This window comes from Sphingopyxis sp., assembly GCF_016463645.1.
In the GTDB taxonomy this organism is placed as follows: domain Bacteria; phylum Pseudomonadota; class Alphaproteobacteria; order Sphingomonadales; family Sphingomonadaceae; genus Sphingopyxis.
Genome location: NZ_JAEMQX010000051.1, coordinates 1 through 25,151, shown reverse-complemented (window position 1 = coordinate 25,151; position 25,151 = coordinate 1). Strand labels below are relative to the sequence as shown.

General features: G+C 65.6%; 34 protein-coding genes. 16 read left to right on the top strand and 18 right to left on the bottom strand.

Features of this window, described 5'->3' with window-relative positions:
• Positions 1-153: 153 nt before the first annotated feature.
• Positions 154-966, bottom strand: a complete 813-nt coding sequence (locus JHC57_RS12180) for an SDR family NAD(P)-dependent oxidoreductase (protein WP_294030297.1) — start codon at positions 964-966, stop codon at positions 154-156.
• Positions 967-1,279: 313 nt separating this feature from the next.
• Between JHC57_RS12180 and JHC57_RS12175 the strand changes: the two genes are divergently transcribed.
• Positions 1,280-1,807, top strand: a complete 528-nt coding sequence (locus JHC57_RS12175; protein WP_037556573.1) for a CarD family transcriptional regulator — start codon at positions 1,280-1,282, stop codon at positions 1,805-1,807.
• A gap of 54 nt (positions 1,808-1,861) precedes the next feature.
• Here the strand turns inward: JHC57_RS12175 and truA are convergent, their stop codons facing one another.
• The gene (gene truA / locus JHC57_RS12170) at positions 1,862-2,602 is read right to left on the bottom strand and encodes a tRNA pseudouridine(38-40) synthase TruA (RefSeq protein WP_294030296.1); all 741 of its coding nucleotides are present in this window, start codon (positions 2,600-2,602) and stop codon (positions 1,862-1,864) included.
• Positions 2,599-3,519, bottom strand: a complete 921-nt coding sequence (gene fmt / locus JHC57_RS12165) for a methionyl-tRNA formyltransferase (protein WP_294030295.1) — start codon at positions 3,517-3,519, stop codon at positions 2,599-2,601. Before fmt ends, truA begins: the two co-directional genes overlap by 4 nt.
• Before the next feature lie 35 nt (positions 3,520-3,554).
• Here fmt and recR point away from each other — a divergent pair, with 35 nt between their 5' ends.
• From recR to def, 3 genes are read left to right on the top strand one after another with little or no spacing between them, the layout of a single operon-like run.
• Positions 3,555-4,151: a recombination mediator RecR gene (recR, locus tag JHC57_RS12160; RefSeq protein ID WP_294030294.1), complete on the top strand. Its 597-nt coding sequence runs from the start codon at positions 3,555-3,557 to the stop codon at positions 4,149-4,151.
• A gap of 13 nt (positions 4,152-4,164) precedes the next feature.
• Entirely contained in the window at positions 4,165-4,554 is a 390-nt protein-coding gene (locus JHC57_RS12155; protein ID WP_294030293.1) for a hypothetical protein, read from the top strand.
• Positions 4,555-4,585: 31 nt separating this feature from the next.
• Positions 4,586-5,119, top strand: a complete 534-nt coding sequence (gene def / locus JHC57_RS12150) for a peptide deformylase (protein WP_294030292.1) — start codon at positions 4,586-4,588, stop codon at positions 5,117-5,119.
• Positions 5,120-5,194: 75 nt separating this feature from the next.
• Here the strand turns inward: def and grpE are convergent, their stop codons facing one another.
• Positions 5,195-5,749: a nucleotide exchange factor GrpE gene (gene grpE / locus JHC57_RS12145; protein ID WP_294030291.1), complete on the bottom strand. Its 555-nt coding sequence runs from the start codon at positions 5,747-5,749 to the stop codon at positions 5,195-5,197.
• Between the two features lie 4 nt (positions 5,750-5,753).
• Entirely contained in the window at positions 5,754-6,797 is a 1,044-nt protein-coding gene (gene hrcA, locus JHC57_RS12140; RefSeq protein ID WP_294030290.1) for a heat-inducible transcriptional repressor HrcA, read from the bottom strand.
• 101 nt (positions 6,798-6,898) lie between these two features.
• On the opposite strand from hrcA, the gene rph reads away from it, so the two are divergent.
• The 5 genes from rph to JHC57_RS12115 are packed head-to-tail and all read left to right on the top strand — an operon-like array spanning position 6,899 to position 10,909.
• Complete coding sequence (gene rph, locus JHC57_RS12135; protein WP_294030289.1) at positions 6,899-7,615, top strand: ribonuclease PH; 717 nt, start codon at positions 6,899-6,901, stop codon at positions 7,613-7,615.
• Complete coding sequence (gene rdgB / locus JHC57_RS12130) at positions 7,616-8,248, top strand: RdgB/HAM1 family non-canonical purine NTP pyrophosphatase (RefSeq protein ID WP_294030288.1); 633 nt, start codon at positions 7,616-7,618, stop codon at positions 8,246-8,248.
• Between the two features lie 51 nt (positions 8,249-8,299).
• Positions 8,300-8,818: a DUF2239 family protein gene (locus JHC57_RS12125; RefSeq protein WP_294030287.1), complete on the top strand. Its 519-nt coding sequence runs from the start codon at positions 8,300-8,302 to the stop codon at positions 8,816-8,818.
• A gap of 31 nt (positions 8,819-8,849) precedes the next feature.
• The gene (gene hemW / locus JHC57_RS12120) at positions 8,850-9,995 is read left to right on the top strand and encodes a radical SAM family heme chaperone HemW (protein WP_294030286.1); all 1,146 of its coding nucleotides are present in this window, start codon (positions 8,850-8,852) and stop codon (positions 9,993-9,995) included.
• 23 nt (positions 9,996-10,018) lie between these two features.
• Complete coding sequence (locus JHC57_RS12115) at positions 10,019-10,909, top strand: tyrosine recombinase XerC (RefSeq protein WP_294030285.1); 891 nt, start codon at positions 10,019-10,021, stop codon at positions 10,907-10,909.
• Positions 10,910-11,000: 91 nt separating this feature from the next.
• On the opposite strand, the gene JHC57_RS12110 is transcribed toward JHC57_RS12115, so the two are convergent.
• The 5 genes from JHC57_RS12110 to rsmI form a co-directional block, all read right to left on the bottom strand.
• Positions 11,001-11,360 (bottom strand): VOC family protein, encoded by a 360-nt coding sequence (locus tag JHC57_RS12110; RefSeq protein ID WP_294030283.1) that lies wholly within the window; start codon positions 11,358-11,360, stop codon positions 11,001-11,003.
• 104 nt (positions 11,361-11,464) lie between these two features.
• Positions 11,465-12,073, bottom strand: coding sequence for a DedA family protein (locus JHC57_RS12105; RefSeq protein ID WP_294030281.1), 609 nt, complete (start codon positions 12,071-12,073; stop codon positions 11,465-11,467).
• Between the two features lie 22 nt (positions 12,074-12,095).
• Complete coding sequence (gshB, locus tag JHC57_RS12100; protein WP_294030280.1) at positions 12,096-13,046, bottom strand: glutathione synthase; 951 nt, start codon at positions 13,044-13,046, stop codon at positions 12,096-12,098.
• Between the two features lie 10 nt (positions 13,047-13,056).
• Positions 13,057-13,407: a YraN family protein gene (locus JHC57_RS12095; RefSeq protein ID WP_294030278.1), complete on the bottom strand. Its 351-nt coding sequence runs from the start codon at positions 13,405-13,407 to the stop codon at positions 13,057-13,059.
• Positions 13,404-14,264: a 16S rRNA (cytidine(1402)-2'-O)-methyltransferase gene (gene rsmI, locus JHC57_RS12090; protein WP_294030277.1), complete on the bottom strand. Its 861-nt coding sequence runs from the start codon at positions 14,262-14,264 to the stop codon at positions 13,404-13,406. The genes JHC57_RS12095 and rsmI overlap by 4 nt, the downstream gene beginning before the upstream one ends.
• Positions 14,265-14,274: 10 nt before the next feature.
• On the opposite strand from rsmI, the gene JHC57_RS12085 reads away from it, so the two are divergent.
• Together JHC57_RS12085 and infC are read left to right on the top strand one after the other, a co-directional pair.
• Positions 14,275-15,477 (top strand): penicillin-binding protein activator, encoded by a 1,203-nt coding sequence (locus JHC57_RS12085; protein WP_366928542.1) that lies wholly within the window; start codon positions 14,275-14,277, stop codon positions 15,475-15,477.
• Positions 15,478-15,648: 171 nt separating this feature from the next.
• Positions 15,649-16,185: a translation initiation factor IF-3 gene (infC, locus tag JHC57_RS12080; RefSeq protein WP_037556593.1), complete on the top strand. Its 537-nt coding sequence runs from the start codon at positions 15,649-15,651 to the stop codon at positions 16,183-16,185.
• A gap of 11 nt (positions 16,186-16,196) precedes the next feature.
• On the opposite strand, the gene JHC57_RS12075 is transcribed toward infC, so the two are convergent.
• Positions 16,197-16,901 (bottom strand): NRDE family protein, encoded by a 705-nt coding sequence (locus JHC57_RS12075; RefSeq protein WP_294030276.1) that lies wholly within the window; start codon positions 16,899-16,901, stop codon positions 16,197-16,199.
• Between the two features lie 88 nt (positions 16,902-16,989).
• Between JHC57_RS12075 and JHC57_RS12070 the strand changes: the two genes are divergently transcribed.
• The 3 genes from JHC57_RS12070 to JHC57_RS12060 are packed head-to-tail and all read left to right on the top strand — an operon-like array spanning position 16,990 to position 18,615.
• Entirely contained in the window at positions 16,990-17,544 is a 555-nt protein-coding gene (locus tag JHC57_RS12070; protein WP_294030274.1) for a DUF4287 domain-containing protein, read from the top strand.
• Between the two features lie 2 nt (positions 17,545-17,546).
• On the top strand, positions 17,547-18,155 hold the full coding sequence (locus tag JHC57_RS12065; RefSeq protein WP_294030273.1) for a TetR/AcrR family transcriptional regulator: 609 nt from the start codon (positions 17,547-17,549) through the stop codon (positions 18,153-18,155).
• A 22-nt stretch (positions 18,156-18,177) separates the two neighbouring features.
• Positions 18,178-18,615 (top strand): hypothetical protein, encoded by a 438-nt coding sequence (locus tag JHC57_RS12060; protein ID WP_294030272.1) that lies wholly within the window; start codon positions 18,178-18,180, stop codon positions 18,613-18,615.
• A gap of 55 nt (positions 18,616-18,670) precedes the next feature.
• Here the strand turns inward: JHC57_RS12060 and JHC57_RS12055 are convergent, their stop codons facing one another.
• Positions 18,671-19,165, bottom strand: a complete 495-nt coding sequence (locus tag JHC57_RS12055; protein WP_294030271.1) for a PIN domain-containing protein — start codon at positions 19,163-19,165, stop codon at positions 18,671-18,673.
• Positions 19,165-19,404 (bottom strand): type II toxin-antitoxin system prevent-host-death family antitoxin, encoded by a 240-nt coding sequence (locus tag JHC57_RS12050; protein WP_294030270.1) that lies wholly within the window; start codon positions 19,402-19,404, stop codon positions 19,165-19,167. Before JHC57_RS12050 ends, JHC57_RS12055 begins: the two co-directional genes overlap by 1 nt.
• A 248-nt stretch (positions 19,405-19,652) precedes the next feature.
• Between JHC57_RS12050 and JHC57_RS12045 the strand changes: the two genes are divergently transcribed.
• The gene (locus tag JHC57_RS12045) at positions 19,653-21,044 is read left to right on the top strand and encodes a cation:proton antiporter (protein WP_294030269.1); all 1,392 of its coding nucleotides are present in this window, start codon (positions 19,653-19,655) and stop codon (positions 21,042-21,044) included.
• Between the two features lie 3 nt (positions 21,045-21,047).
• Here JHC57_RS12045 and JHC57_RS12040 read toward each other — a convergent pair whose 3' ends face one another.
• The gene (locus tag JHC57_RS12040) at positions 21,048-22,592 is read right to left on the bottom strand and encodes a tryptophan halogenase family protein (protein WP_294030267.1); all 1,545 of its coding nucleotides are present in this window, start codon (positions 22,590-22,592) and stop codon (positions 21,048-21,050) included.
• Positions 22,593-22,657: 65 nt separating this feature from the next.
• Here JHC57_RS12040 and JHC57_RS12035 point away from each other — a divergent pair, with 65 nt between their 5' ends.
• Entirely contained in the window at positions 22,658-23,377 is a 720-nt protein-coding gene (locus JHC57_RS12035) for an extensin family protein (RefSeq protein ID WP_294030266.1), read from the top strand.
• Here JHC57_RS12035 and mddA read toward each other — a convergent pair.
• The 4 genes from mddA to JHC57_RS12015 form a co-directional block, all read right to left on the bottom strand.
• Positions 23,374-24,108, bottom strand: a complete 735-nt coding sequence (gene mddA, locus JHC57_RS12030) for a methanethiol S-methyltransferase (protein ID WP_294030264.1) — start codon at positions 24,106-24,108, stop codon at positions 23,374-23,376. The genes JHC57_RS12035 and mddA overlap by 4 nt on opposite strands.
• Before the next feature lie 58 nt (positions 24,109-24,166).
• Entirely contained in the window at positions 24,167-24,523 is a 357-nt protein-coding gene (locus JHC57_RS12025; RefSeq protein ID WP_294030263.1) for an iron-sulfur cluster assembly accessory protein, read from the bottom strand.
• Positions 24,523-24,990 (bottom strand): SUF system Fe-S cluster assembly protein, encoded by a 468-nt coding sequence (locus tag JHC57_RS12020; RefSeq protein WP_294030262.1) that lies wholly within the window; start codon positions 24,988-24,990, stop codon positions 24,523-24,525. Before JHC57_RS12020 ends, JHC57_RS12025 begins: the two co-directional genes overlap by 1 nt.
• Positions 24,987-25,151, bottom strand: a 165-nt coding sequence (locus JHC57_RS12015) for an aminotransferase class V-fold PLP-dependent enzyme (protein WP_294030299.1), incomplete at its 5' end; no start/stop codon positions are given. The genes JHC57_RS12020 and JHC57_RS12015, both read right to left, overlap by 4 nt.

Sequence of the window (25,151 nt, the reverse complement as noted above, 5' to 3'; positions counted from 1 at the left end):
GCGGTCAACCCGATGATCAAGATCACCAATATCGTGGCGATCCTGCTCCTCGCGGCGCTTGCACACGGCGCGGCCTAGGCTGCGCCGCCCTCGCGGGCAAAAAAGGCCCCGCCGGAGCGATCCGGCGGGGCCTTTACTTGTCGGTCGGTGATTTTAGCGCTGCGCCTTCATCTGTTGCGCATAACCGGCCTGCACCATCGCGCTCATCCGGTCGAACAATGCGTCGGGATCGCTGCGGCGCAAGGCCGCGATCGCCGCTTCGGCACCCTCGGCGACGACCAGTTCGCGCGTGCCCGCATCGACTGCGGCAAGCATCTGCGCCGCGGCATCGTCGGGCGACAGGCCGTTCTCGATCGCCGCGTCGCTTTCCCCGCGGACGCTGCCGTCGGCGTTGAGCGCATTGCGGCTGACGTTGGTGCGCACCGATCCCGGTGCGACGACGAGGACCCTGAGGCCCAGATGCTCATTCTCGGCCCGCACCGCGTCATGATAGCCGATGATCCCGTGCTTGGCGGCCGAATAGGCGCTGCGCAGCGGCACGCCGGCGATACCCGCGACGCTCGATATCGCGATGATCTGCCCGCCGCCCGCGCCGATCATGCGCGGCAGCAACTGCTGGGTGAGCGCGATCGGCGCTAGGAGATCGACGCCGATAATCTGCTGATAGACCGGAAAGTCGGTCTCGATGGCGAGGCTGCGTTGCGAAATGCCGGCGTTGTTGGCGAGCCCGTCGACGCGGCCCTGCCACGCCCAGGCCCGCTCGGCGATCGCGGGAAGGGCAGCATAGTCGGTCGCCTCGAATGGCAGGATCAGCGTTTCGCCTTCGCAGTCGGCGGACACCGCCTCGAGCGCGGCAACGTTCCGGCCCGACAGGATGAGCTTCACACCGCGTGCGGCCAGCGCCCGCGCGAGCGCGGCACCGATGCCCGATGACGCGCCCGTGACCCACCAAACTTGATCCTGCATACCGGCTCCCTACCTATGTTTCGTTTCAACCTGAAACGGGTGTGAGGAGCCGTCAAGGTGCCGACCGACGCATTTCTGCGGAGGGCTGGCAATTTTGTTGCGAATCTGTTATAATAAATATCAACACGCCGACACTGTGCCTCTTCCCGCCGCCGGGCTGGGGCATCCTTGGCGTACCGATGGAGCCACATCCCTTGTCACTCTGATTGGCTAGCGCCGCCCTGACAGCCCGATCCCCCTCCAGCAGAGGGCCGGATATACCGCTGTTCACGCGCTTTCCCTTCCTCCGACAAGGCCACTGAAAGGAACTTGAATGTCCGCAAGCACTCCCGTCTTCGAAGTCGGTGACTATGTCGTTTATCCGAAACATGGCGTGGGGCGCGTCATCGAGCTGCAAAAGTCCGAAATCGCCGGCATGCAGCTGGAACTCTATGTTCTCCGCTTCGAAAAGGAAAAGATGACCCTTCGCGTTCCGACGAACAAGGCCGAAGGCGTCGGCATGCGCAAGCTGTCGTCGGACAAGACGCTGAAGGAAGCGCTGCAGGTCCTGACCACGAAGCCGAAGGTCAAGCGCACCATGTGGTCGCGCCGCGCGCAGGAATATGAAGCGAAGATCAATTCGGGCGATCTCGTGTCGATCGCCGAAGTGACCCGCGACCTGTTCCGCGCCGACGATCAGCCCGAGCAGAGCTATTCGGAGCGCCAGATCTTCGAAGCGGCGTCGAGCCGCCTTGCGCGCGAACTCGCCGCGATGGAAGAGAGCGACGAAAAGACCGCGCAGGCGAAGATCCTCCAGATCCTCAACGAGCATGCGCCGCTTTACTACGCCGAAAAGGTTTGATCGCGTCCACTGCGATGAAGGAAAGGGCGGTCTGGTAGGGCCGCCCTTTTTCGTTCAGGGATAGGTTGCGCCGACGAAATAGAGCCCGTCGGGCGGCGCGTTGAGTCCCAGCGCGTTGCGGTCGGCGGCATCGAGCGCCGCCTTCAGATCGCGCGCCGACCATTTGCCATGACCGACCAGCGACAGGCTGCCGACCATCGAGCGCACCTGGTGGTGGAGGAAACTGCGCGCCGCGGCTTCGACGATCACCTCGTCGCCGTGGCGGCTGACCGTCAGCCTGTCGAGCGTCTTTACCGGACTTTGCGACTGGCAATGCGCCGAACGAAAGGTCGTGAAATCGTGGAGCCCGACCAGTTGCTGCGCGGCGGCGTGCATCGCGTCGGTGTCGAGTGGCCGCGCGACCTGCCACGACAGCCCCTTGTCCCAGGTCAGCGGCGCGCGGCGGTTGACGATGCGATACTCATACGACCGGCCGATGCAGGCGAAGCGCGCGTGCCAGTCGTCGGGCACGATCTCGCATCCGACAATGGCGACAGGAGCGGGGCGGAGTTGCGCATTGAGCGCTTCGGTCAGCTTGAATGGCGTCAGCGGCTTTTCGATATCCACGTGCGCGCGCATCGCGATAGCGTGGACGCCGGCGTCGGTGCGTCCCGCGCTCAGCACCTGCACGTCCTCGGCGGTGAAGCGGTGGATCGCTTCCTCGATCACCTGCTGGACGCTGGGGCCATGCGCCTGCCGCTGCCAACCCATATAGGGGCGGCCGTCATATTCGATCGTGAGGGCGAAGCGGGTCATGCGAGGCGCGTTCCGGCCGGGATTGCGCGCCCGCGGAGCAGTTCGGCGGCGTCCATTGCGGGCTTGCCCGCACGCTGGACGCGTGTCGCGCGGATCGCGCCGGGGTTGCAGGCGATTGTGAGCGCGTCGTCGAGCGTTGCGCCGGGGGCGGCGCCCGCGATGGTGTCGGTCGGAGGCACAACCTCGGCGGCGAGAATCTTGTATCGCTCGCCTTCCAGTTCGAAGAAGGCGCCGGGCACCGGATTGAACGCACGTATCTGTCGTTCGACCTGCACCGCGCTGGTCAGGAAATCGAGCCGCGCCTCGCTTTTGTCGATCTTCGCCGCATAGGTAACCCCGTCCTCGGGCTGTGGCTCGGGTGCAAAGGCGTGGAGTTCGCTCAGCACGCGCCGCATCATCAGTGCGCCCATCTCGGCGAGTTCGTGCGTCAGCACGCCCGCGCTCTTGCGCCCCATCGGGGTCGTCTCGATCAGTCGCATCGCGCCGGTGTCGAGCCCCGCATCCATCTGCATGATCGTCACGCCCGTTTCAGTGTCGCCCGCGAGGATCGCGCGCTGCACCGGCGCCGCGCCGCGCCAGCGCGGCAGAATCGAGCCGTGGACGTTGAGGCAGCCTTCGCGCGGCGCGTCGAGGATCGCCTGCGGCAGGATCAGGCCGTAGGCCGCGACCACCGCGACATCGAGATCGAGCGCCGCGAATTCTACCTGCGCCTCTTCGGTCTTCAGGCTCTTCGGCGTACGGACGGGCAGGCCATGTTCCTCGGCCCACACCTGCACCGGGCTTTTCTGCAACTTCTTGCCGCGCTGCGCGGGACGAGGCGGTTGGCTGTAGACCGCGACGATCTCGTGCCCCGCCGCGTGGAGTGCGGCGAGCGTCGGCACCGCAAAGGGCGGCGTTCCCATGAAGGCGATGCGCATTGTCATTTCTTGCGCGCCGCTTAAGACCATCCGTCATGGCATCGCAAGAGATTGAAGCGCTCGTCCAGCAACTCGCCCGCCTGCCGGGCCTCGGCCCGCGCTCGGCGCGGCGCGCGGTGCTGCACCTGATGAAGAAGCGCGAGAGCGCCTTCGCGCCGCTGCTCGCGGCGCTCCAGACGGTGTCCGAACGGCTCGTTACCTGCGGGATCTGCGGAAATGTCGACACGCGGGATCCCTGCGCGATCTGCGCCGACCCGCGCCGCGACGCGCGCAGCCTGTGCGTCGTCGAGGAAGTCTCCGACCTCTGGGCGCTCGACAAGTCGCGACTCTTTCCTGGCAAATATCACGTCCTCGGCGGGCGACTCTCGGCGCTGGAAGGCGTGCGTCCGCAGGACTTGAGCATCGACACCCTCGTCGCCCGCGTAGCTGCGGGCGGGATCGACGAGGTGGTGCTGGCGATGAATGCGACGCTGGAGGGGCAGACGACCGCGCATTATCTGGCGGAGCGGCTCGAGGGTTACCCGGTACGGCTGACGCAGCTCGCGCATGGTTTGCCGGTGGGCGGCGAACTCGATTATCTCGACGAGGGAACGCTGGCGCAGGCACTTCGGGCAAGGCGGCCGGTCGGCTAGGAGGAGGAATGAATTGAAGCGTAAGTTTGCTGTTGCAGCGCTGATCATCTGTTCCGCATGTTCATCCACCGCCGACTTTCGGCCCGACGAAGCTGAAATTGCGAAGCTCGAACGCAAGCTCTCCGCCGTCCATTGCGTGGGAAATCTCGACCTGTGGCAGCGAGCCTATGTGCGCAAGGAGTCGATTTCCGAAAATGAGGCAGGAATGTTTGACCGCAGGATGATCGAATTCACGTTGCAGAAAGCGGACGGGAAAGCGGTGGTTTCCGGCCGGAAATCAATGAAGCAGTATGAAGATTGGGCGATTGCCGGTGGTTGTCAGGAACCAGACTGTTTGTTTGGCGGCTATGTCATCCCAACCGACGAATTGATCCTCGAATGCGAGGCGCCGCCAGCCCCTTGACCCCGCGCCCGCGCGATCATACCTGCCACCCATGGCCATCCTACCCATCATAGAGACCCCGGATCCCCGGCTGCGCGTCATTTCGAAGCCCGTCGAAACCTTCGACGCCGAGCTGAAGACGCTGGTCGCCGACATGTTCGAGACGATGTACGACGCGCCCGGCATCGGGCTCGCCGCGATTCAGGTCGGGGTCGCGAAGCGCATCCTCGTCATCGACCTGCAGGAACCCGATCCCGACGATGAGGAAGGCAAGAAGGTCATCCGCGAACCGCGCGTCTTCATCAATCCCGTCTTTTCGGACGAGAGCGAGGAGCATAGCGTCTATCAGGAAGGCTGCCTGTCGGTTCCCGAGCAATATGCCGAAGTGACGCGCCCCGCCGAGGTTACCGTCGACTGGCAGGACGAGGATGGCAAGCATCACCAGGAACGCATGACCGGGCTGATGGCGACGTGCATCCAGCACGAGCACGACCATCTCGAAGGCATTCTCTTCATCGACCATCTGTCGCGGCTGAAGCGCGAAATGGTGCTGAAGAAGCTGGCAAAGCTCCGCAAGGCGGCGTGACCGGCAGTTAACCGGCAAAAGGAAACCCCGGCTTTCACCGGGGTTTCTTTTTGTCTGCGATATCGCTGCCGGCGGTTACCCCGCCTTGGCGACGCCCACCATCGCGGGGCGCAGCAGCCGATCCTTCAGCATATAGCCCGCCTGCATTTCCTGCACGATCGTGCCGGGCGTCTTGTCGCTCGGGATTTCGAGCATCGCCTGATGCTGGTTCGGGTCGAGCGGCAGGCCGATAGCCGCGATGCGGGTGATGCCGTTGCGTTCGAAGACGCTGAGCAATTCGCGCTCGGTCGCCTCGAGGCCGGTGATCAGCGGCTTGATACCCTCGTCGGCGCGCTGTTCGTCGCTGAGCGCGGCAAGCGCACGGCCGAGATTGTCGGCGACCGACAGGATGTCGCGCGCGAATTTGGTCGACGCATAGGCATGCGCATCGGCGATTTCCTTGTCCTTGCGGCGCGTGACATTCTGGGTCTCGGCGCGCGCATAGAGCAGGTCCTGCTGAAGCGCGGCGACCTGTTCGGCGAGTTGCGCCAGCTCTTCATTCTCGCCCTGTGCGGGCGCGGCGCCTTCGGCGGTGTCGGTTTCGGTGTTCGCGCCGTCGTCGACCGGCGTGTCGTTTTCAATGTTCGTCATAAACCTATCGTATCAGTCTGGAGAGCGATTGTGCGGTGAAATCCACCATGGGAACGATCCGGGCATAGTTCAAGCGCGTCGGGCCGATCACGCCGACCACGCCGACGACGCGCCCGTCCGACCCGCGATAGGGTGCCGCTATCACGGACGAGCCTGAAAGCGAGAATAATTTATTCTCCGACCCGATGAAAATCCGGGTGGCGGCGCCTTCGCGCGCGCTGTCGAGCAGCCCTGCTATTTCCTGTTTGGTTTCGAGTTCGTCGAGAAGCTGGCGTACACGGTCGAGGTCGCCGACCGCGCTGTCGTCGAGCAGGTTGGCCTGCCCGCGCACGATCAGCACCGGCCGGTCGGCACCGTCGGACGACCAGACGGCGAGACCGCGGCTGACAAGGTCCTGCGCCGCGCGGTCGATCGCGATCCGTTCGGCCTCGATCTCGCTACGCACGCGTGCCATCGCTTCGGTCAGTGTCAGGCCCGACAGCGTTGCCGAGATATAATTGCCCGCCTCGACGAGCGCAGACGGGTTGAGCCCCGCCGGAATGTCGATGACGCGATTCTCGACCGTGCCGTCGCCGGCGACGAGCACGACGAGCGACTGGTTCGCCGACAGGGGGACGAAGGCGAGCTGTTTCAATACGCGTTCATGCTTGGGAACGAGGACGAGCCCCGCGCACGCCGACAGCCCCGACAGCGCCGAGGTCGCGTGCGCGAGCGCGCTTTCGATCGGGCCGCCCTCGGACAGGCTTGCTTCGATCTGCGCCCTATCCTCCGCCGATGGTTCGGCGACCTGCATCATCCCGTCGACGAAAAGGCGAAGGCCTTGCTCGGTCGGCAGGCGCCCCGCGCTGGTGTGCGGGCTGGCGAGCAGGCCATATTCCTCGAGATCCTGCATCACGTTGCGGATCGAGGCGGGCGACAGGTTGAGTGCCGCGAGCTTCGACAGCGTGCGCGACCCGACGGGCTGGCCGGTTTCGAGATAGGCATCGACGACCAGCCGGAACACGTCGCGCGCGCGCGTGGTCAGTTCGGTGATCGGCAGTGTTGTCATGCCATGGATTTAGGGAGGGTAAGGCGCGGGGGCAAGCTACGCTCTGGCCAAGCCTTGCCTCGGCGGCTAAGCGCGCGTGCGTACAGCCACAGGAGATTCCCATGCGCCCTTCCGGCCGCGCGCCCGACCAGATGCGCCCTATCGCGATCGAGACCAATTTCACTATCCATGCCGAGGGCAGTGTGCTCGTCAGCTTCGGCAACACCAAGGTTCTGGTGACCGCCAGCGTCGACGAGAAGGTGCCGTCGTGGATGCGCGGCAAGGGCGCGGGCTGGGTGACGGCCGAATATGGCATGCTGCCCCGCGCGACGCACACGCGCGGCAGCCGCGAAGCGGCGAAGGGCAAGCAGTCGGGCCGGACGCAGGAAATCCAGCGGCTTATCGGTCGCAGCTTGCGTGCCGTCGTCGATATGAGGAAGCTCGGCGAGCGCCAGATCGTCATCGACTGCGATGTGATCCAGGCCGATGGCGGCACGCGCACGGCGTCGATCTCGGGCGCGTGGGTCGCGCTGCGGATCGCGGTCGACAAGCTGCTCGCGGCGAAGACGATCGCCGAGGATCCGATCGAGGACAAGGTCGGCGCGATCTCGTGCGGCATCTATCAGGGCACGCCCGTGCTCGACCTCGACTATGACGAGGATTCGGTCGCCGAAGCCGACGGCAATTTCGTGCTGACCGGCAAGGGCCGGATCGTCGAAGTGCAGGCGAGCGCCGAGGGCGCGACCTATGACGAGGAAGGCCTGCTGCGCCTGCTCCGCCTTGCGCGTATCGGTTGCGGCGAGATCTTCGCGGCGCAGGACAGGGCAACGGGGCGCTGAATGATGCGCAGGCTCGCTCCCGGCAAGCTGGTGATCGCCAGCCATAATGCGGGCAAGGTGCGCGAGATCCGCGCGCTGCTCGAACCCTATGGCATCGATCCGGTGTCGGCGGGCGACCTTGGCCTGCCCGAACCAGAGGAGACGGGGACGACCTTCCGCGAGAACGCGCTGCTGAAAGCGCATGCGAGCGCGTCGGCGGCGGGGCTTCCGGCGCTCGCCGACGACAGCGGGCTCGAAGTCGCGGCGCTGTCCGGCCGCCCCGGCGTGTACACCGCCGACTGGGCCGAGCGCCAGTGGTTCGAGGGCAATCCAGGCCGCGACTGGTATATGGCGATGGGCAAGGTCGAAGGACTGCTCGCCGAACAGGGGCCCGACGCCGACCGGAGTGCGCGCTTCATCTGCACCCTCGCGCTTGCCTGGCCCGATGGTCATGCAGATGTCTATGAAGGTGCTGCGGAAGGGAGTCTGACCTGGCCGCCGCGCGGCAAGCTGGGGTTCGGTTACGATCCGGTCTTCGTTCCGATCGGCAAGACATTGACTTACGCCGAAATCGACCCGGTCGAGAAGCATGCGATCAGCCACCGCGCCGATGCTTTTGCCAAGCTGGTGGCGGGGGCGTTCGAGCAGCGGTAATTTTACCCGGGTGTTATTGACTATAATTTTACCCGGGCATAAATGCGGAGCATGACTCAGGATCATGCCACCGTCACCGCCTTCCTCGGCGACACGCAGCTTGTCTCCGGAAGCCGCGAGACCGTCACCCGGACGATCGAGGATTGCTATCCCGCCGATCTCGGCGCGATCCTCGTTTTCGACGATGCCACCGGCCGCCTTGCCGACCTCGACTATTGGGACGCCGCCAGGACGATGCCTGCGCCGTCGGCGGGGCGCCCGCGGCTGGGGGTGAAGGCGCGCGAGGTCACCTTGCTGCCGCGTCATTGGGACTGGCTCGCCGCGCAGCCCGGCGGTGCCTCGGCGGCGCTGCGGCGACTGGTCGAGACCGCCAGCAAGGGCGCGCCCGATACGAAGCGCCGCCGCGACGCGGCCTATAATTTCATGAGCCATGCCTGCGGCGACCGCCCGGGCTATGAAGAGGCGCTGCGCGCTCTCTACCGCGACGACGATGCCGGCTTCGCCGGGCTGATCGCCTGCTGGCCCACCGATATCCGACAGCATATCGCCCGATTGCTGGAAGGCGGCTGACATCGGCGCCGCAGCCCCTATATCGCCCCGCATGGCCGAACCGCTCGCCCTTTACGTCCACTGGCCGTTTTGCGTCAGCAAATGCCCCTATTGCGACTTCAACAGCCATGTTCGCGAGAGCGTCGATCAGGCGGTTTGGCGCGAAGCCTTGCTGACGGACTTGCGGCATGAGGCGGCGCTGCTGCCGGGGCGCCCCGTCGGCTCCATCTTCTTCGGCGGCGGGACGCCGAGCCTGATGCCGCCCGAAACCGTCGCGGCGGTGATTGCGGCGGCGGAGAGCGCGTGGGGATTGACCGACGACGTCGAGATCACGCTGGAAGCGAACCCCAATTCGGTCGAAGTTGCCGGTTTCGCCGATCTCGCCGCCGCCGGGGTCAACCGCGTTTCGATAGGCGTCCAGAGCTTCGATTCCGAAGTGCTTGAATTTCTGGGGCGCGCTCACAGCGAGGATGAGGCCCGGCGCGCGATCGCGATGGCGCAGGAGCATTTCGCGCGCGTCAGTTTCGACCTGATCTATGCCCGGCCGGGGCAGACGATGGCCGCGTGGGAAAGCGAACTGGCCGGAGCGCTGGCGTTCGGAACCGATCATCTGTCGCTCTATCAGCTTACCATCGAGCCGGGCACGCGTTTCGCGACGCTCGCCGCGAAAGGCGACCTGGTGATTCCCGACGGCGACACCGCCGCCGATCTGTTCGACGCGACGCAGGCGATAACGTGCGCCGCGGGTCTGCCGCGCTACGAGGTATCGAACCACGCGCGTATCGGGCAGGAAAGCCGGCACAATCTCGCATACTGGCGGTACGCCGACTATGCGGGCATCGGCCCCGGAGCGCATGGCCGGCGGCTCGGGCAGGCGACCGAGCGGCACAGGAAACCCGAGAATTTCGTCGCGGCGGTTGAGCGTAACGGCCACGGGTTGAAGGTCGAGGCCGATCTGCCCGCGCACGAGCGCGCGACCGAGGCGATGCTGATGGGCTTGCGACTGACCGAAGGGATCGACCTGACGCGTATCGAGGCGCGGACCGGGCTGGCACGCGGCGCGTTCGTCGATGCGGATGCTGTCGTCCGCCTTGCCGGGCAGGGATTGATGCGCGAGGATGGCAACCGGCTGACGGTGACCGATGATGGCATTCTCCTGCTCGACTCGATCCTTTCCGAGGTCGTCCGGACCGGCTAGTCTCGGTGCGAAGCGAGGCCGATTTGAACGATAATCCGATCCGCGACTGGGACGACCATCTGGCGCACGAAAAGCGCCGGTCGGAGCATACACGGCGCGCCTATATCGCGACTGCGGAGCGTTTCAGCATGTTCCTGTCGCGGCATCGCGGCGGTGCGGTCGATGCGCATATGCTGAAGACGCTGACCCCGAACGATCTTCGCGCCTATCTGGCGGAGCGGCGCGCCGGGGGGCTGGGCAACGCTTCGGCGGCGCGCGAGCTTTCGGCGCTGCGCACCTTCCTGCGTTTCGTCGGCGGATCGAACGCGAGCGTGCCGCAGATGCGCGGCCCGCGCGTCAAGAAGGGGCTGCCGCGTCCCGTCGCGCCCGCCGAGGCCTTGCGGCTTGCGCAGGATGTCGAGGAGAATGCGCGCGAGGGCTGGGTCGGTGCGCGCGATTTCGCGCTGTTGCTGCTGCTCTATGGCGCGGGACTGCGCATCGGCGAGGCGCTGTCGCTGACCGGCGCGGTGCTACCGCTTGGCGATGCGCTGCGCGTGACCGGCAAGCGGAACAAGACGCGGATCGTCCCGATCCTGCCTGCGGTTGCAAAGGCGGTCTCGCGCTATGTCGATGCCTGCCCGTACCCGATTGCAAAGGAAACGCCGCTCTTCCTCGGCGCTCGCGGCGGACCGCTCCAGCCCGGCGTGATACGCGCAAGCGTGCGCTTGGCCCGGCGCGCACTCGGATTGCCCGAGCGCACGACGCCGCACGCGCTGCGCCACAGCTTCGCGACGCACCTGCTCGCCAGCGGTGCCGATCTCCGGAGCCTGCAGGAGTTGCTTGGCCACGCCAGCCTCGCCTCGACGCAGGTTTACACGGCGGTCGACGCCGCGCATCTGCTCGATATTTACCGGTCGGCGCATCCGCACGCATGACGTCTGCTAGGGGTGGGAAGCAGATAGCCCGCTCCAGGCGATCAAACGGAAACAACTGATGTCGAGCGAGACTCTCTCGAGGCGAAGAGGGCTACTGGATGACTGCCTCGATATTATTGCCGTCTGGATCGAGTACGAACGCAGCAAAATAACGATCGTGGTATTGGGCGCGGGGGCCAGGCGGCCCGTTGTCGCGACCCCCGTTTGCTGTAGCTGCCTCATAAAAGGCCGCAATGGCATCATGATTGGGCGCGACGAACGCAACATGTGTTTGGGATGGATGACGATCCTGTTGTGCGATCCAGAAAAAAGCTTTCCCGTCCCGCCCATATCCAGCGGCGCTCTCCCCATCAGCAAATAATCTGACAATGCCGAGGGGTGCGAGTGCCCGATCATAGAATGCACGGGACCTTGCGAAGTCAGTGACAGCGACTGTGACATGATCGAGCATCAAAGTAATCCATTCAGACCGCTTGGATGATGTCCGTTTTCGGACTCATCCACAAGATCGGTGAATGGTCGTAACCGGTCGTCAGCCACCGGCGACAGCTCATTTCATTCGCCCCTCGTCTTCGGTTTCCACGTCACGACGCGGTAGATATAGACAACTACGAGCGATCCGATGGCGAAGAGCGCCACCGGGCCGACGAAGGCGTCGAGGTTCGCGAATTGCCCGCCGAACCAGTTGCCCGCGCCCGCGAGTGCCGCGATCCAGATCGTCGAGCCGGCGGCGGTCCAGATCAGGAACTTCGCCTGGTTCATCTTCACCATGCCCGCGGGCAGCGACACCATCGTCCGCGCGACGGGCATGAAGCGCGCGACGAAGACGATCGCGGGACCATATTTGAGGAAGAAATTGTGCAGCCGCTCGACTTCGGCCCAGTCGAGCGTCAGCCAGCGGCCGTGACGGTCGATGAAGGGTTTGAGCCTTTCATAGCCGATCCACCGCCCGATCGCGTACCAGATCCAGTTGCCCGCGGTCGTGCCCGCGACCGCAACCGCGACGAGCGTCCAGAAATCGAACCGGCCCTGCGCGACGGCGATCCCGCCGAGGCCCATGATCACCTCGGACGGAATCGGCGGAAACACATTCTCGAGGAACATGAGGATGAAAATCCCCGCATAGCCCCAGCTCTGGATCAGATTGAGAATGAAATCGGTCATGGAAGGGAAACGCGCCGGCGGGTCAGCCGATGCGTCGCTTGATCGCATCCCAGATCATGCCCGCCGTATCGCTGTTGTTGAAACGGTCGATCGCGACGATCCCGGTCGGCGAGGTGACGTTGATTTCGGTCAGCCATTCGCCGCCGATCACGTCGATGCCGACGAAGACCAGGCCGCGCTCGCGCAGTTGCGGGCCGAGGACGTCGCAGATTTCCTGCTCGCGCGGCGTGAGTTCGGCGGCCTCGGCATAACCGCCGACCGCGAGGTTCGAGCGGAACTCGCCTTCGCCGGGCTTGCGGTTGATCGCGCCCGCGACCTCGCCGTCGACGAGCACGATGCGCTTGTCGCCCTTGCTGACGCTCGGCAGGAATTGCTGGACCATGAAGGGTTCGGGCCACACCTGTCCGAACAGCTCGACGAGCGCGCCGAGGTTGCCGCCGTCGGCGTCGATGCGGAACACCGCCTTGCCGCCATTGCCGTGAAGCGGCTTGATCACCACGGCGCCATGGCGCGCCTGGAAATCCTTCACCGCGTCGAGGCTGCGCGTGACCATCGTCGGGGGCATGAATTCGGGGAAGTCGAGGACGAACACTTTCTCGGGTGCGTTGCGGACCGAGACGGGGTCGTTGACGACGAGCGTCTCGTGTCCGATGCGCTCGAGTAGCCAGGTGCCCGTGAGATAACCGAGATCGAACGGCGGGTCCTGCCGCATCAGCACGACATCGACGTCGCGGCCGAGATCGAGCAGCACCTCGTCGCCGAACCTGTAATGCGCGCCCGCCTCGCGCTGCGCTTCGAGAATGCGATTTGCCCTGGTCGTCAGACGCCCGGCCTCCCACGTCAGCCCGCGCACGTCGTAATGATAAAGCTCGTAGCCGCGTTCGAGCGCCTTCAGGATCAGCGCAAAACTGCTGTCGCCCCCGATGTTGATACCGTCCATCGGGTCCATTTGTACCGCGGCGCGCAGGGTCATTCGATATTCCTCAGGGTTGCCAGACGTGGACCAGATGGCGCGGCAGGCGCCACGGCGCAAGGAGCATCACGTCGATGCGGATATCATCGTGCGGCCGGGCGAAGCGCGGGGCGAGCATTCCTGCGGCCGCGGCGACGCGGCGCAGGCGGTACTGGTCGATCGCGAGGTCGAGGTCGGCGGGGCGGTCGCGCCATTTGACCTCGATGAAGGCGATCGTGCGCCCGCGCCGCGCGACGAGGTCGACTTCGCCGGCCGGAACGCGCAGCCGCTCGCCGATGATGCGCCAGCCGTGGAGGCGCAGCCACCATGCCGCGCGGCGCTCGGCCTTGCGTCCGCGCGCTTCGGCGGCGGCGCGGTTCAAGCCTGTTCTTTCAGGGCGAGGGCGCGGGCGTAGACGTCATGGCGGTCGCGGCCGAAGCGTTTCGCGACCGCCTTCGCCGCCTGCGCAACGGGCTTCCCGGCCATGGCCTCGCGCAGCGCGGCGTCGAGCGTCGCATCGTCGGCCTCCTCGGCGGCTTCTTCGCCGGGCGGGCCGACGATGAGGACGATCTCGCCCTTCGGCGGCGCGGCCTTGTAGCGCGCGGCGAGTTCGCTCAGGGTGCCGGTGACGCACTCTTCGTAGAGCTTGCTGATCTCGCGCGCGACCGCCGCCTCACGGTTCCCGAGGCCTTCGGCGAGCGCTGCGAGCGCGGCGGCGAGGCGCGGGCCGCTTTCGTAGAAAACGAGCGTCGCGCGCAGCCCCGCGAATTCGGCGATCGTGTCGGCGCGCGCCTTCGCCTTGTTCGGCAGGAAACCCGCGAAGAGGAAGCGGTCGCTCGGCAGGCCTGACAGCGTGATCGCGGCGATCGCGGCGCAGGGGCCGGGCAGGGTCGTGACGTGGCGCCCCGCCGCGCGTGCGTCGCGCACCAGCTTGTAGCCCGGGTCCGAAATCAGTGGCGTTCCCGCGTCCGACACCAAAACGACAACTTCCTGCTCCATGCGCGCAACCAGCGCGGCGCGTGTGCGTTCGTCGCTGTGATCATGATAGGGGGTCATCGGCACACGCAAACCCAGATGCGACAGGAGCTTCGCGGTCACGCGCGTATCCTCCGCGGCTATCACGTCGGCGGAGGCGAGCGTTCTGGCCGCGCGCGCGCCGATGTCGCCAAGGTTGCCGATGGGCGTCGCGACGATATAGAGACCGGGCAAGGGAGAATCTGAGATGTTCGAATCTGGCATGACGCCGAAAATGGCAGAAACTGCCCCCGACTGCCATGACGATGCGCGCCGGAATAATGCGTCGCCGCGCCGCCGGATGTTGCGCGGGCTCGGCGTGATGGCGATGGCGGGGCTGCTCGCGGCCTGCCAGATGGTGCCGAAGGCGAACGGTCCGGCCACCCCGCCGCCGCCGACCAATCCCGACGACAATGTGGGGCCGGGCCTTCCCACCGACACCGATCGCCACCGCGTCGCGCTGCTCGTGCCGCAGACCGGCGCAAATGCCGACGTCGGCACCGCGATCGCCAACGCGACGACGCTGGCGCTGCTCGATTCCCGTACCGAACGCGTGCGCATCACCACCTATGACACCGCGCTCGGCGCCGCCGCCGCGGCGCGCCAGGCGATCGCTGACGGCAACAAGCTGATCCTCGGCCCGCTGCTCAGCGAGGACGTCGCCGCGGTCGCGCCGATCGCGCGCGACGCGAAAGTTCCGGTGCTCAGCTTTTCGAACGACAGCGGCGTGGCGGGCAACGGCGTCTTCATCATGGGCTTCGTCCCCGGCCAGTCGGTCGAGCGCGTCGTCGCCTTCTCGCGCGCCAGGGGGCATCAGCGTTTCGGCGCGCTCGTGCCGAAGAATGTCTATGGCGACCGGTCGGCCGCGGCCTTCCGCGCGGCGGTGGCGCAAGCGGGCGGCACGCTCGTCGCGGTCGAAAGCTACGACCGCAGCGCGACCGCGCTGTCGGGCGCCGCGCGGCGGATCGCCAATGCGGGCGCGATGGATGCGGTGCTGATAGCCGACAGCGGAGGCAATGCGATCCGCGCGGTGCCGGTGATCAAGGGAACGGGGAACAAGCAGATCCTCGGCACCGAGCTCTGGAACACCGATGCCGCGCTCGGCGGCAATGCGGCGATGCGCGGGGCGTGGTTCGCCAGCGTTTCGGACGGACTCTACGGTCAGCTCGCGACCAAATATCGCACGCGTTTCGGCAAGGCGCCGTACCGGCTCGCGAGTCTCGGCTATGATTCGGTGCTGCTGACGGTGCGTATCGCGCGCGACTGGAAACCCGGAAGCAATTTCCCGACGAACCGCCTGCTCGCCGCCGACGGTTTCGGGGGGATCGACGGCATCTTCCGCTTCAACAATCGCGGCATCGCCGAACGCGCGCTCGAGGTCAGCGAAATCGGCGCCGGCGGCTTTCGCGTCGTCGACCCCGCGCCCACCAAATGGTGAGCCGCGGCTGACAGTGGCAGAGCGGCCACAGTTGGCCGAAAACCGGTATCGGAAAAGCGGGGTGGCCTTTACGGCCGCCGCGCGATCACTATATGACAATCGCGCGTGTTCCGGCGTTGATTCCGCACGCCCGTTTTAAATGTTTCAGGAGATACAGCTATACCACCGCCCATGACCCGTCGCCCGATGGCACCGATGCCGCCCAAGAACGGCCCGCGATACAATGAATTCATCGCCTCCCCGAAAGTCCGCGTGATCGACGAGGAAGGTGAAAATCTGGGCGTGATGCTGACGGCCGAAGCGATCGAGCAGGCGGCCGAGGTCGGGCTCGACCTGGTGGAAGTATCTCCGAACGCCGATCCGCCGGTGTGCAAGTTCCTCGACGTCGGCAAGTTCAAGTACGAGGCGCAGAAAAAGGCGAACCTCGCACGCAAGAGCCAGAAGACGCAGGAAATCAAAGAGATCAAGATGCGTCCGAACATCGACGATCATGATTTCGATGTGAAGATGAAGAAGGTCTTCGACTTCCTCGAGGAAGGCGACAAGGTCAAGATGACCATGCGCTTTCGCGGCCGCGAGATGAGCCATACGCAGCTCGGCCTCAACGTGCTCCAGCGCGTCGCCGAGATGACCGCCGAGGTCGCGAAGGTCGAGGCGCACCCGCGCACCGAAGGCCGCCAGATGCTGATGGTGCTCGCGCCGAAGTAAGCTGCGGCGGCTCAGCCGATGCGAAATTCGAGGGCGGTCGTTCCGACGGGACGGCCGCCCTTTTCGTATCGGCGCTCGGTCATCGTGGCGGTGCCGTCCGCCGAGATCTGCACGAGCGTCGAGGCCCGCGTGCCGTAGACGTCGCCGCGCAGAAAGAGCGCGGGGTCATCCTCTGCCATCAGTGTGTCGAGCAGGTCTGCCGGATCGGCGCCCGTTCCCACGGCTTCCTCGAGCGCGATGCGCAGCCGTTCGGCGCGGGGGCAGGGGGCATCGACCGGTTCGTTGGCGAGCGCGTGGACGCCGGGTTCGAGCGACATGATCAGCGGCACCGGCCGGTTGGTGAGCAGCCGCCCCGCGCCGCCATCGACGGCGAACAGGTTGAAAGCGTTGAAGCGCGGCAGGTCCTCGGCCGTGGGGCGGGCGAAGCTCCCTTCGCCGCGCAGCAGATCGGATACAAGCGCGCCGCGCGACTCTTTCGCGGGATCGGGCATCGCACCCCGGACATTGGTGACGACGACGGCGCGTCCGCTCGGCTGGTGCACGCCGAGCCATGTTCCGCCCGCTTGCAGATCGCGCCCGGCGACGATGCCGCTGCCGTCCCATATATGGAGCGACGCGGCGGGGCGCGCGTGGAACTCGTCGCGATTGCCGATGAGGATGAGCGGCCAGTCGGGATGGGCCTGATGGGCGAGGGCGACGACACACATGGGAGGCATATCGGATCGCGGAGCGCGCTTGCCAAGCCTCTTGACAAATTGGTTGGTTGAATGTTCAATCAACTCATCTTGACGAGGGAGGACGCCGATGGCCGACGAATTCGCGAAGATGGGCGAGACGCTGCGGGCGAAGACCGGCAAGGGGCTCGACGAATGGGTGGCCATCGCGCGGGAGACCGGGATCGCGGGCCATATGGCGCTGGTGAATCACCTCAAATCCGGACATGGGCTCGGCCATGGCTATGCCAACATGATCGTCCATGCGGCGAACGCCTCCTCGTCGCTGTCGCAGGATGACGACGCGCTCGTCGCGGCGGCTTTCGACGGCGCGAAGGCGCATTGGCGCCCGCTCTACGACCGGCTGGTCGCGCTCGTGCAGGGGTTCGGCGACGACGTCGGGCTGGCGCCGAAAAAGGGCTATGTCAGTCTGCGCCGCAAGAAACAGTTCGCGCTGCTTCAGCCGTCGACCAGGGATCGCTTCGATATCGGCCTCGCGCTGAAGGGCGAGGAGCCCGCCGACAAGCTCGAGCTCGCGGGAAGCTGGAACGCGATGGTCTCGCACCGGGTGCGGATCGCCGCGGACGGGGACGCGGACGATGAGGTCGCGGGCTGGCTTCGCGCCGCCTATGACCGGGCGGGATAAGCGTGAACGCGGCAGACACCCGCCAGCGCATCCTGATGACCGCGATGGAGCTGTTCTGGGAGAAGGGCTATCTCTCGACCTCGGTCTCCGACATCCTCTCACGCAGCCAGATCCATTCGGGCAGCCTCTATCATTTCTTCCCGGGCAAGCAGGATGTCCTTGTCGGCGTGCTCGAACTCTATCGCGACGGAATCGGCGAGATGCTGCTCGCGCCGAACTGGGACGGCGTCGATGACCCGATCGACAGGGTCTTCGCGCTGCTTGCGGGCTACCGCACGCACCTGATCGTCACCGACTGCACCTATGGCTGCCCGATCGGCAGCCTCGCGCTCGAGATCCATGAGCCCGACCCCGTGGTTCGCGACCTGATGGCGGCGAACTTCACCAACTGGTCCACCGCGATCGCCGGCTGTTTCGATGCCGCCGCCGACCGTCTGCCGCCCGGCACCGACCGCAAGGCGCTCGGCGAATTCGTGCTGACGGTGATGGAGGGCGCGGTGATGCAGGCGCGCACCTATCGCGACATCGGCTATTTTGACCGCAACATTGCTGTATTGCGCGACTATATCACCATATTGCTGGCGACGGCAAAGGATGGTAGTTTCGCCTGATCTTTCTGGAGGGGGAGACAATATGACCGAAGCCGTCAAAACGCCGTGGCACCTGTGGGTGGTCGGGGCCGTGTCCTTGCTGATCAACGCCTTTCCGGCCGCCGATTTCACGCTGACCAACATGCAGAATGAATTCTGGCTGTCGCCGTTGAACGACGCGCAGCGCAGCTTCATCCTCGGCGCGCCCTTATGGTCCGATGTCTGCTGGGCGCTCGGCGGTTTCGGAGCCTTTCTCGGGTCGTTGCTGCTGTTGCTGCGGTCGCGCCACGCCGTTACCGCCTTCATCGTGTCGATCATCGGGCTCGCGGGTTCGACGCTTTATCAGCATGTGCTGAATGGCGAGACTACCAGGGCGCTGTTCCAGAATATCGCGCTCTATGTGACCCTCACCATATGGGTGATCATGCTCGCGCTGCTGTTTTATGCGCGCGCGATGCGGGCGAAGGGCGTCTTGCGCTGAAGACACCGGCTCGGGTGTTCTTTGGCCGCACCGGCGAGGAGCGCTGCCCGGGCGTTCACCCTCGAATGAACAGATTGCGGATCCACGGCGACCGCCCGCGGGTCGCTTCGCGCCAGTCGCCGTCGTCGCCGGCATCGGGCGCGGCGCGGCTGGGGTCGAGCAGCTTGATCCGCGTGCCGCGAAACGCCGCCCCGCGATAGGTGACCAGCGTCAGTCCATGCTCGAGGGCGGTCGCCGCGAGCAGCGCGTCGCGGTCGTGATCGAGCGGCATCGCCGCGCGGCGACGCGCGATCGCGGCGTCGACCGGCAGGATGCGGCCCTCGAATGCCGGCAGCAATTGCGCGTCGATCCAGTCGCGCCACGCGGTGCCCGCCGCCTTGCTCGCCTTCGCAGCCAGCGCGGCCGCATTTTCCAGCTCGACGAGCGACAGGGCCGACAGGAACATCGATTGTCGCGACGTCCGCTGCGCCCATGCTGCGAGCGCCGCATGTCCGCCGTCGTTCGGGGCGTGACGCAGGTCGAACAGGATTTCGGCGTCCATCAGAAACATCAGCCGCGTCCGTCCAGCGCCTTGCGCAGATGGGCGCGATCGAGCGCGACATCGCCGGGCGGGGCGGCGAGAAGCTGCGCCATATTCTCCCGCTCGCCGCTCAATTGCCGCCACGCATCGATACTGATCAGCACATGGGTCGGGCGCCCGCGGTCGGTCACGAAGACGGGTTCGATCAGCGCGAATCGCTTTGCGCGGCTGACGTCCTGATTGAGTTCGCGGCTCGTGACGCGCTTCATGAACACCCTTCGCCCATGCGAAATCGCTGCATATTGTGATCGTTCACATGTAGGTATGTTACTACACTGTGACCGCCCCGCAACAAAAATGAGCGGGCGGGCGGAAATCGACCGCAGCGGGCGCGCCCAATCGCGTTACGGCCATTGCGCCGATGCCGCTTTCATGTCTCCTGATGCCGGGAACAGGCGAATAGCGGCCGGATCGAGATCGCTGGCGCCGCGGTGGGAGAGGGAAATTGGTATCAGATATGTTCGATGAGCTGCTCCGTGCGATGGGCGATGTGATCGGAGCGCACGGACCGGCGGTCAGCGCGGCACAAAGCTATGCGCCCAGCGACTACAGCATCCATTTTTTCCTCCAGATCGCCGTGATCCTGCTCGTCTGCCGCGTCGTCGGATGGATGGCCAACCGCTTCATGGGCCAGCCGCAGGTGGTGGGAGAGATGATCGCGGGGGTCGTCCTCGGCCCTTCGCTGTTCGGGCTCTTTTTTCCCGAATTCCAGGCCGCGCTCTTCCCCAGGGAGACGCGCAACATTCTCTACGTGGGCGCGCAATTCGGCGTCGGTCTCTACATGTTCCTCGTCGGCACGACGCTGCGTCTCGACCATTTCCAGTCGAAGGCGAAAAGCGCGGTCGGCGTGTCGGCGGCGGGCATCGTCGCGCCCTTTCTTTTCGCCGCGCTGATCACCCCCTTCCTGCTCGATATCCCGGGCCTGTTTACCGAAGGGCTGAGCCGGGGCGGCGCGACGCTCTTTCTGGGCGCGTGTATCGCGCTGACGGCTTTCCCGATGCTGGCGCGGATCATCAACGAACGAGGGCTGGCCAACACGTCACTCGGTACGCTGACCCTCACCGCGGGCGCGTTCGACGATGCGGTCTCGTGGTGCGTACTCGCGCTCGTTCTGGCCACCTTCGGCGCCGGGCCCGGCGTGGCGTTGCTGGCGGTCGTCGGCGGCGTCGGCTTCGCTCTCTTCATGTTCTTTGTCGGACGCAAGCTGCTCGTCCCGCTCGGGCGCGCGGTCGAGGCGAAGGGCGAGCTGACCCACACGCTGCTCGCCGTCGTCCTGATGCTCTACGCCATGTCGGCCTTCTTCATGGACGCGGTCGGCATCCACGCCGTGTTCGGCGGCTTCCTTCTCGGCGCGTGCATGCCGCGCGGGCTGCTCACCGAAGAAATCAGGAGGAAGATCGAGCCGATGACGGTCGTTTTCCTGCTGCCGATGTTCTTCACCTATTCGGGCCTCAACACCCAGCTTACCACGGTGAACAGCCTGACCCTGCTCGCCATCGCGTTCGGCATCCTGCTCGTGTCGATCGCTGCGAAATTCGGCGCCTGCTGGCTCGCCGCACGGCTGGCGGGCGAGGACAACCGGACCGCGATGGGGATCGGTGCGCTGATGAACGCGCGCGGGCTGATGGAACTCATCATCATCAACATCGGGCTGCAAAAGGGGATCATCGGTCCCACCCTGTTCGCGATCATGGTGCTGATGGCGATCGTCACCACGGTGATGGCGGGGCCGCTGTTCGAGATCGTCTATGGGCGGAAGGCACGCGAGACGGGCGAACTCGGCCAGCTCGGCACCGACGGGCCGGACGACGCGCCGCACAGAAACGAACTGGCGGCGAAGCCCGCCTGAAGGTCAGGCGATGCCCGCGCCCGCGTTGATCTGGTCGATCATCGCCCGGTGCGCGGGCAGTTCGCTCGCGGCGCGGTCGCCGAAGCTCTGAATCCGCGCAAAAATGCGTTCGGCCTCGGCGATGTCGGGAAAGTCCTCGCGGACCGGGGACAGGTCGGTGCGGTACTCCATGCCGTAGAGGATATATTGGTAGTTGAAGAAGGCGAAGCTTTCGAGGTCGAGGATGAAATCGAAGCGGCCGGGCGGGCGATAGCGCCATTCCTCGAGCAGGTCCTTCAGCCGGTCGGGGATCGATGCCGGGTCGCTATTGTCGCGCCAGAAGGCCTCGCTGCGCTGGCTGAGGCAGTAATGGAGTTTCAGGAAGTTGATATTATTCTCGTAGCGCGCGGCCATCAGCTCGTTGAAACGCCGGGCGGGCGCCGCGACGGGGCCATTGAGCGGAAACATCTCGGCGATCATCGCCGCCGCGGTTTCGATCATGACGAGCCCCGTCGATTCGAGCGGTTCGAGGAAGCCGCCCGACAATCCGACCGCGACGCAATTCCTGATCCATGATGCGGGGCGGTAGCCCGCCTCGAACGGGATCGACCGGACGGCGACGTCGTGGCTGCGCCCGCCGGTGTAGTTCGCGAGGATTTCGGCGGCGCGCTCGTCGCTCAGATGGTCGCCCGAATAGACGCAGCCAATCCCGCGCGCGCCGGCCAGCCCGATATCCCATGTCCACCCGGCCTCGTGCGCCGCGGCGATCGTATAGCTTTCGAGCGGCGTGTCGGGGCGGTCGTAGGGCAGCTTGCACGCGAGTGCGCGGTCGGTGAACAGCTTGTCCTTCACGCCCCGGAACGGAGATTGCAGCGCGCCGCCGATCAGCTCGGCGCGAAATCCCGAACAGTCGATATAAAGGTCGGCGGAGAGCGTGCCATGTTCCGCGGTGACGATATGGTCGATCGCACCGTTCACCGCGTCGAGCCCGACGCCGGTCAATGTGCCGCCGAGATGCGTGACACCCATCGCGCACGCTTCCGCCGCCAGCACCTCGGCCAGCCGCGCCGCGTCGAAATGATAGGCGTAGGTGAGCGGGCCGCTGAACGCGCCTTCGCCGGCGCGCTTGGGCGCGCGCTGCGCCTCGGCGACACGGTTCTGGATCGTCATCGCCTCGGCGAAGGGCCGCCGCACCTTTTCATCCTGCAGCAACCAGTAGGACACGAGGCTGTGCCCGTCGCCATGATAAGGCGCCTCGAACGGATGGAAGAAGTGACTCGAGCAGCCGTCCGCGGGCGTGCGGACCCAATCGTCGAAGCGGATGCCCTGCTTGAAGGTGGCGGATGCCCTGCGCACGAACGCGCTCTCGTCGATGCCGATGAACTGCAGTGTGTTCCGGATCGTCGGAAAGGCGCCTTCGCCGACGCCGATGCTGCCGATCTCGTCCGATGCCAGCAGCGTGATCGCGAGGCGCGGATTGCGCGGCAGGTCGAAGAAGCGCGCGAGATAGGCGGCGGTCAGCCATCCCGCGGTTCCTCCGCCGACGATCAGGATCGAACGTTTCGCCACCTGGAACGCTATCGAGCCGCAAAGCGCTTTCAACAAGCGCTATTTTGCGGCACCGGAAAGCGGCCATGTTGAAAAGCCTCCGCCCCTATCTGATCTGGTTCGCCGCCGCCGTTCTCGTGACCATCGGCGCGATTCTGGGCATGCAGTGGGCGCGCGACCATCCCGAGCATTTTCCGGGCGCGCGTTTCGAGCTGGCGCACCCGCAGGGCTGGGCGACGCACGGCAAGCTCGTTGCGCTCGCCGGCGATGACACCGGCTGTTTCGCCGCCTTCGACCGCGCCGAGGCGGGGTATCTGCGCCGGCCCGCGATCGGGAGCGGCGCCTGCCGCGCGAGCCAGCGGATGATCCTGACCGGCGATCGTCTCGTCCCGACGATGCGCCCCGCGAACGTCGCCCCCGGCTGTGCGGTGACCGCCGCGATGGCGCTATGGAACCGCGACGTCGTCCAGCCGCTCGCGCATGAATATTTCGGGCAGAAGGTCGTCGAGATGGAGAATCTCGGCAGCTATAATTGCCGCAAGATCGCGGGCGAACAGGCGCAGAGCCAGCATTCGACCGCGAACGCGATCGATATCTCGGCCTTCATCCTCGCCGACGGCACGCGAATATCGCTGATCAACGACTGGGCGCCGGGCGACAAGCGCAGCGAGTTCCTGCACGCGGTGCGTGACGAGAGTTGCGGCCTGTTCAGCACGATCCTGTCGCCCGACTATAATCGCGCGCACGCCGACCATTTTCACCTCGACATGGCGGCGCGAACCGCGGGCTGGACGGTCTGCCGCTAGCGCCCTCCGATCCGCGGGACGAGCATGCCGACGCGCCGGCGATAGCTGACATAAGCCTCGCCGAAGACGTCGATCAGGTCGCGCTCCTCGAACCTGATCGCGATCAGCATATAGACCGAAAGGCCCACCGCGAGCAGCAGATGGCCGGCGGTCATGGCTGGTGTCGCCCAGAAGGCAAGGAAGAAGCCCGCATAAAGCGGATGCCGGACGAACCGGTAGAAGAAGGGCTGACGCAGCACGGGTGGCGCGGCCGCCCGCTCGCGCAGTGCGAACCATGCCTGCTGCAGCCCGAACAATTCGAAATGATTGATCAGGAAGGTGCTGGTGAAGACGATCAGCCAGCCGAGACCGAAGAGCGCCCACAGGATGGCGGCGCCGACCGGCTCGGTCACCGTCCAGACCGGCGTCGTCCATTCATGCCAGAACAGCATGAGGATGATCAGCGCGATGCTGGCGAACAGCACATAGGTGCTGCGCTCGATCGGTGCGGGGACGATGTGCGTCCACGCCGCCTCGAACCCCGGGCGCGCCATCGCGCTATGCTGGACGCCGAACAGCGCGATGAGCGCCGAGTCGATCAGCAGGGTTCGCCCGGGCGGTGCTTCGCGCGCGAAATCGACCGTCGGCTGGACGACCGGAAGATTGCCGACGAAGGCAATAAGATACAGGAATGTCGCGAAGAATATCGCGTAGCATATCGCCGCATAGGCGAGGTAGAAGGCACGAACCATCGCAATGCCCCTGCTTCAGGCGGGGCATTATAGCAGGTTTTTCGCGGAAATGCGCGCTTTAGACGGTGAAGCTTTCACCGCAGCCGCACGCGCCCTTGGCGTTCGGATTCTCGAACACGAAGCCCGCGGCGAAATCATCCTCGACCCAGTCCATTATGCTGCCGATCAGGTAGAGCACCGACGCGCCGTCGATATAGAATACGCCGCCGGGCGTTTCGATCTTCTCGTCGAACTTCTGTTCCTCGGTCACATAGTCGACCGAATAGGCAAGCCCGGAGCAGCCGCGGCGCGGCGTCGACAGGCGAACGCCGATCGCGCCGTCGGGTGCCGACGCCATCAGCTTGGCGATACGCTCCTCGGCGTTGGCGGTCAGCGTGACCGCGGCCGGGCGGGCGCGGGTTTTCGTTTCGGTCATCACAGCATTCCCAGTTCGAGCCGCGCTTCGTCGCTCATATTCTGCGGCGACCATGGCGGATCCCAGACGAGATTGACCTCGGCGTCGCCGACGCCGGGCACCGCGCCGACGCGCAGTTCGACCTCGGCGGGCATCGATTCCGCGACCGGGCAGTGCGGCGTCGTCAGCGTCATCGTGACCATCACATGCCCCTCGTCGATCTCGACATTGTAGATGAGGCCGAGGTCATAGATGTTCACCGGGATTTCGGGATCGAAAATCTCCTTGAGCGCATCGATCACGGCTTCGTAGAGATCGCCGCCGACCGCGCCGGGCTCCACCGCCGCGGGCTTGGCGGCAAGGAAGCCTTCCAGATAGTCGCGCTTGCGCTCCAATTTCTCGGGCGCGCTTTCCACGTCCTCGACGCGCGCCTTCGGCGGCGCTTCGACGCTTTCCACTTCCTCGATCCGAATTCCGTTCTCGCTCATCCGAAAATCCTCTCGACGCGGGCGAGGCCGTCGATCAGCGCCGCCACGTCGTCGTCATTGCTGTAAACGCCAAAACTCGCGCGCGCGGTCGCGGCGACGCCCAGATGCTCCATCAGCGGCTGCGCGCAATGGTGCCCGGCGCGGATCGCGACCCCGCTTTC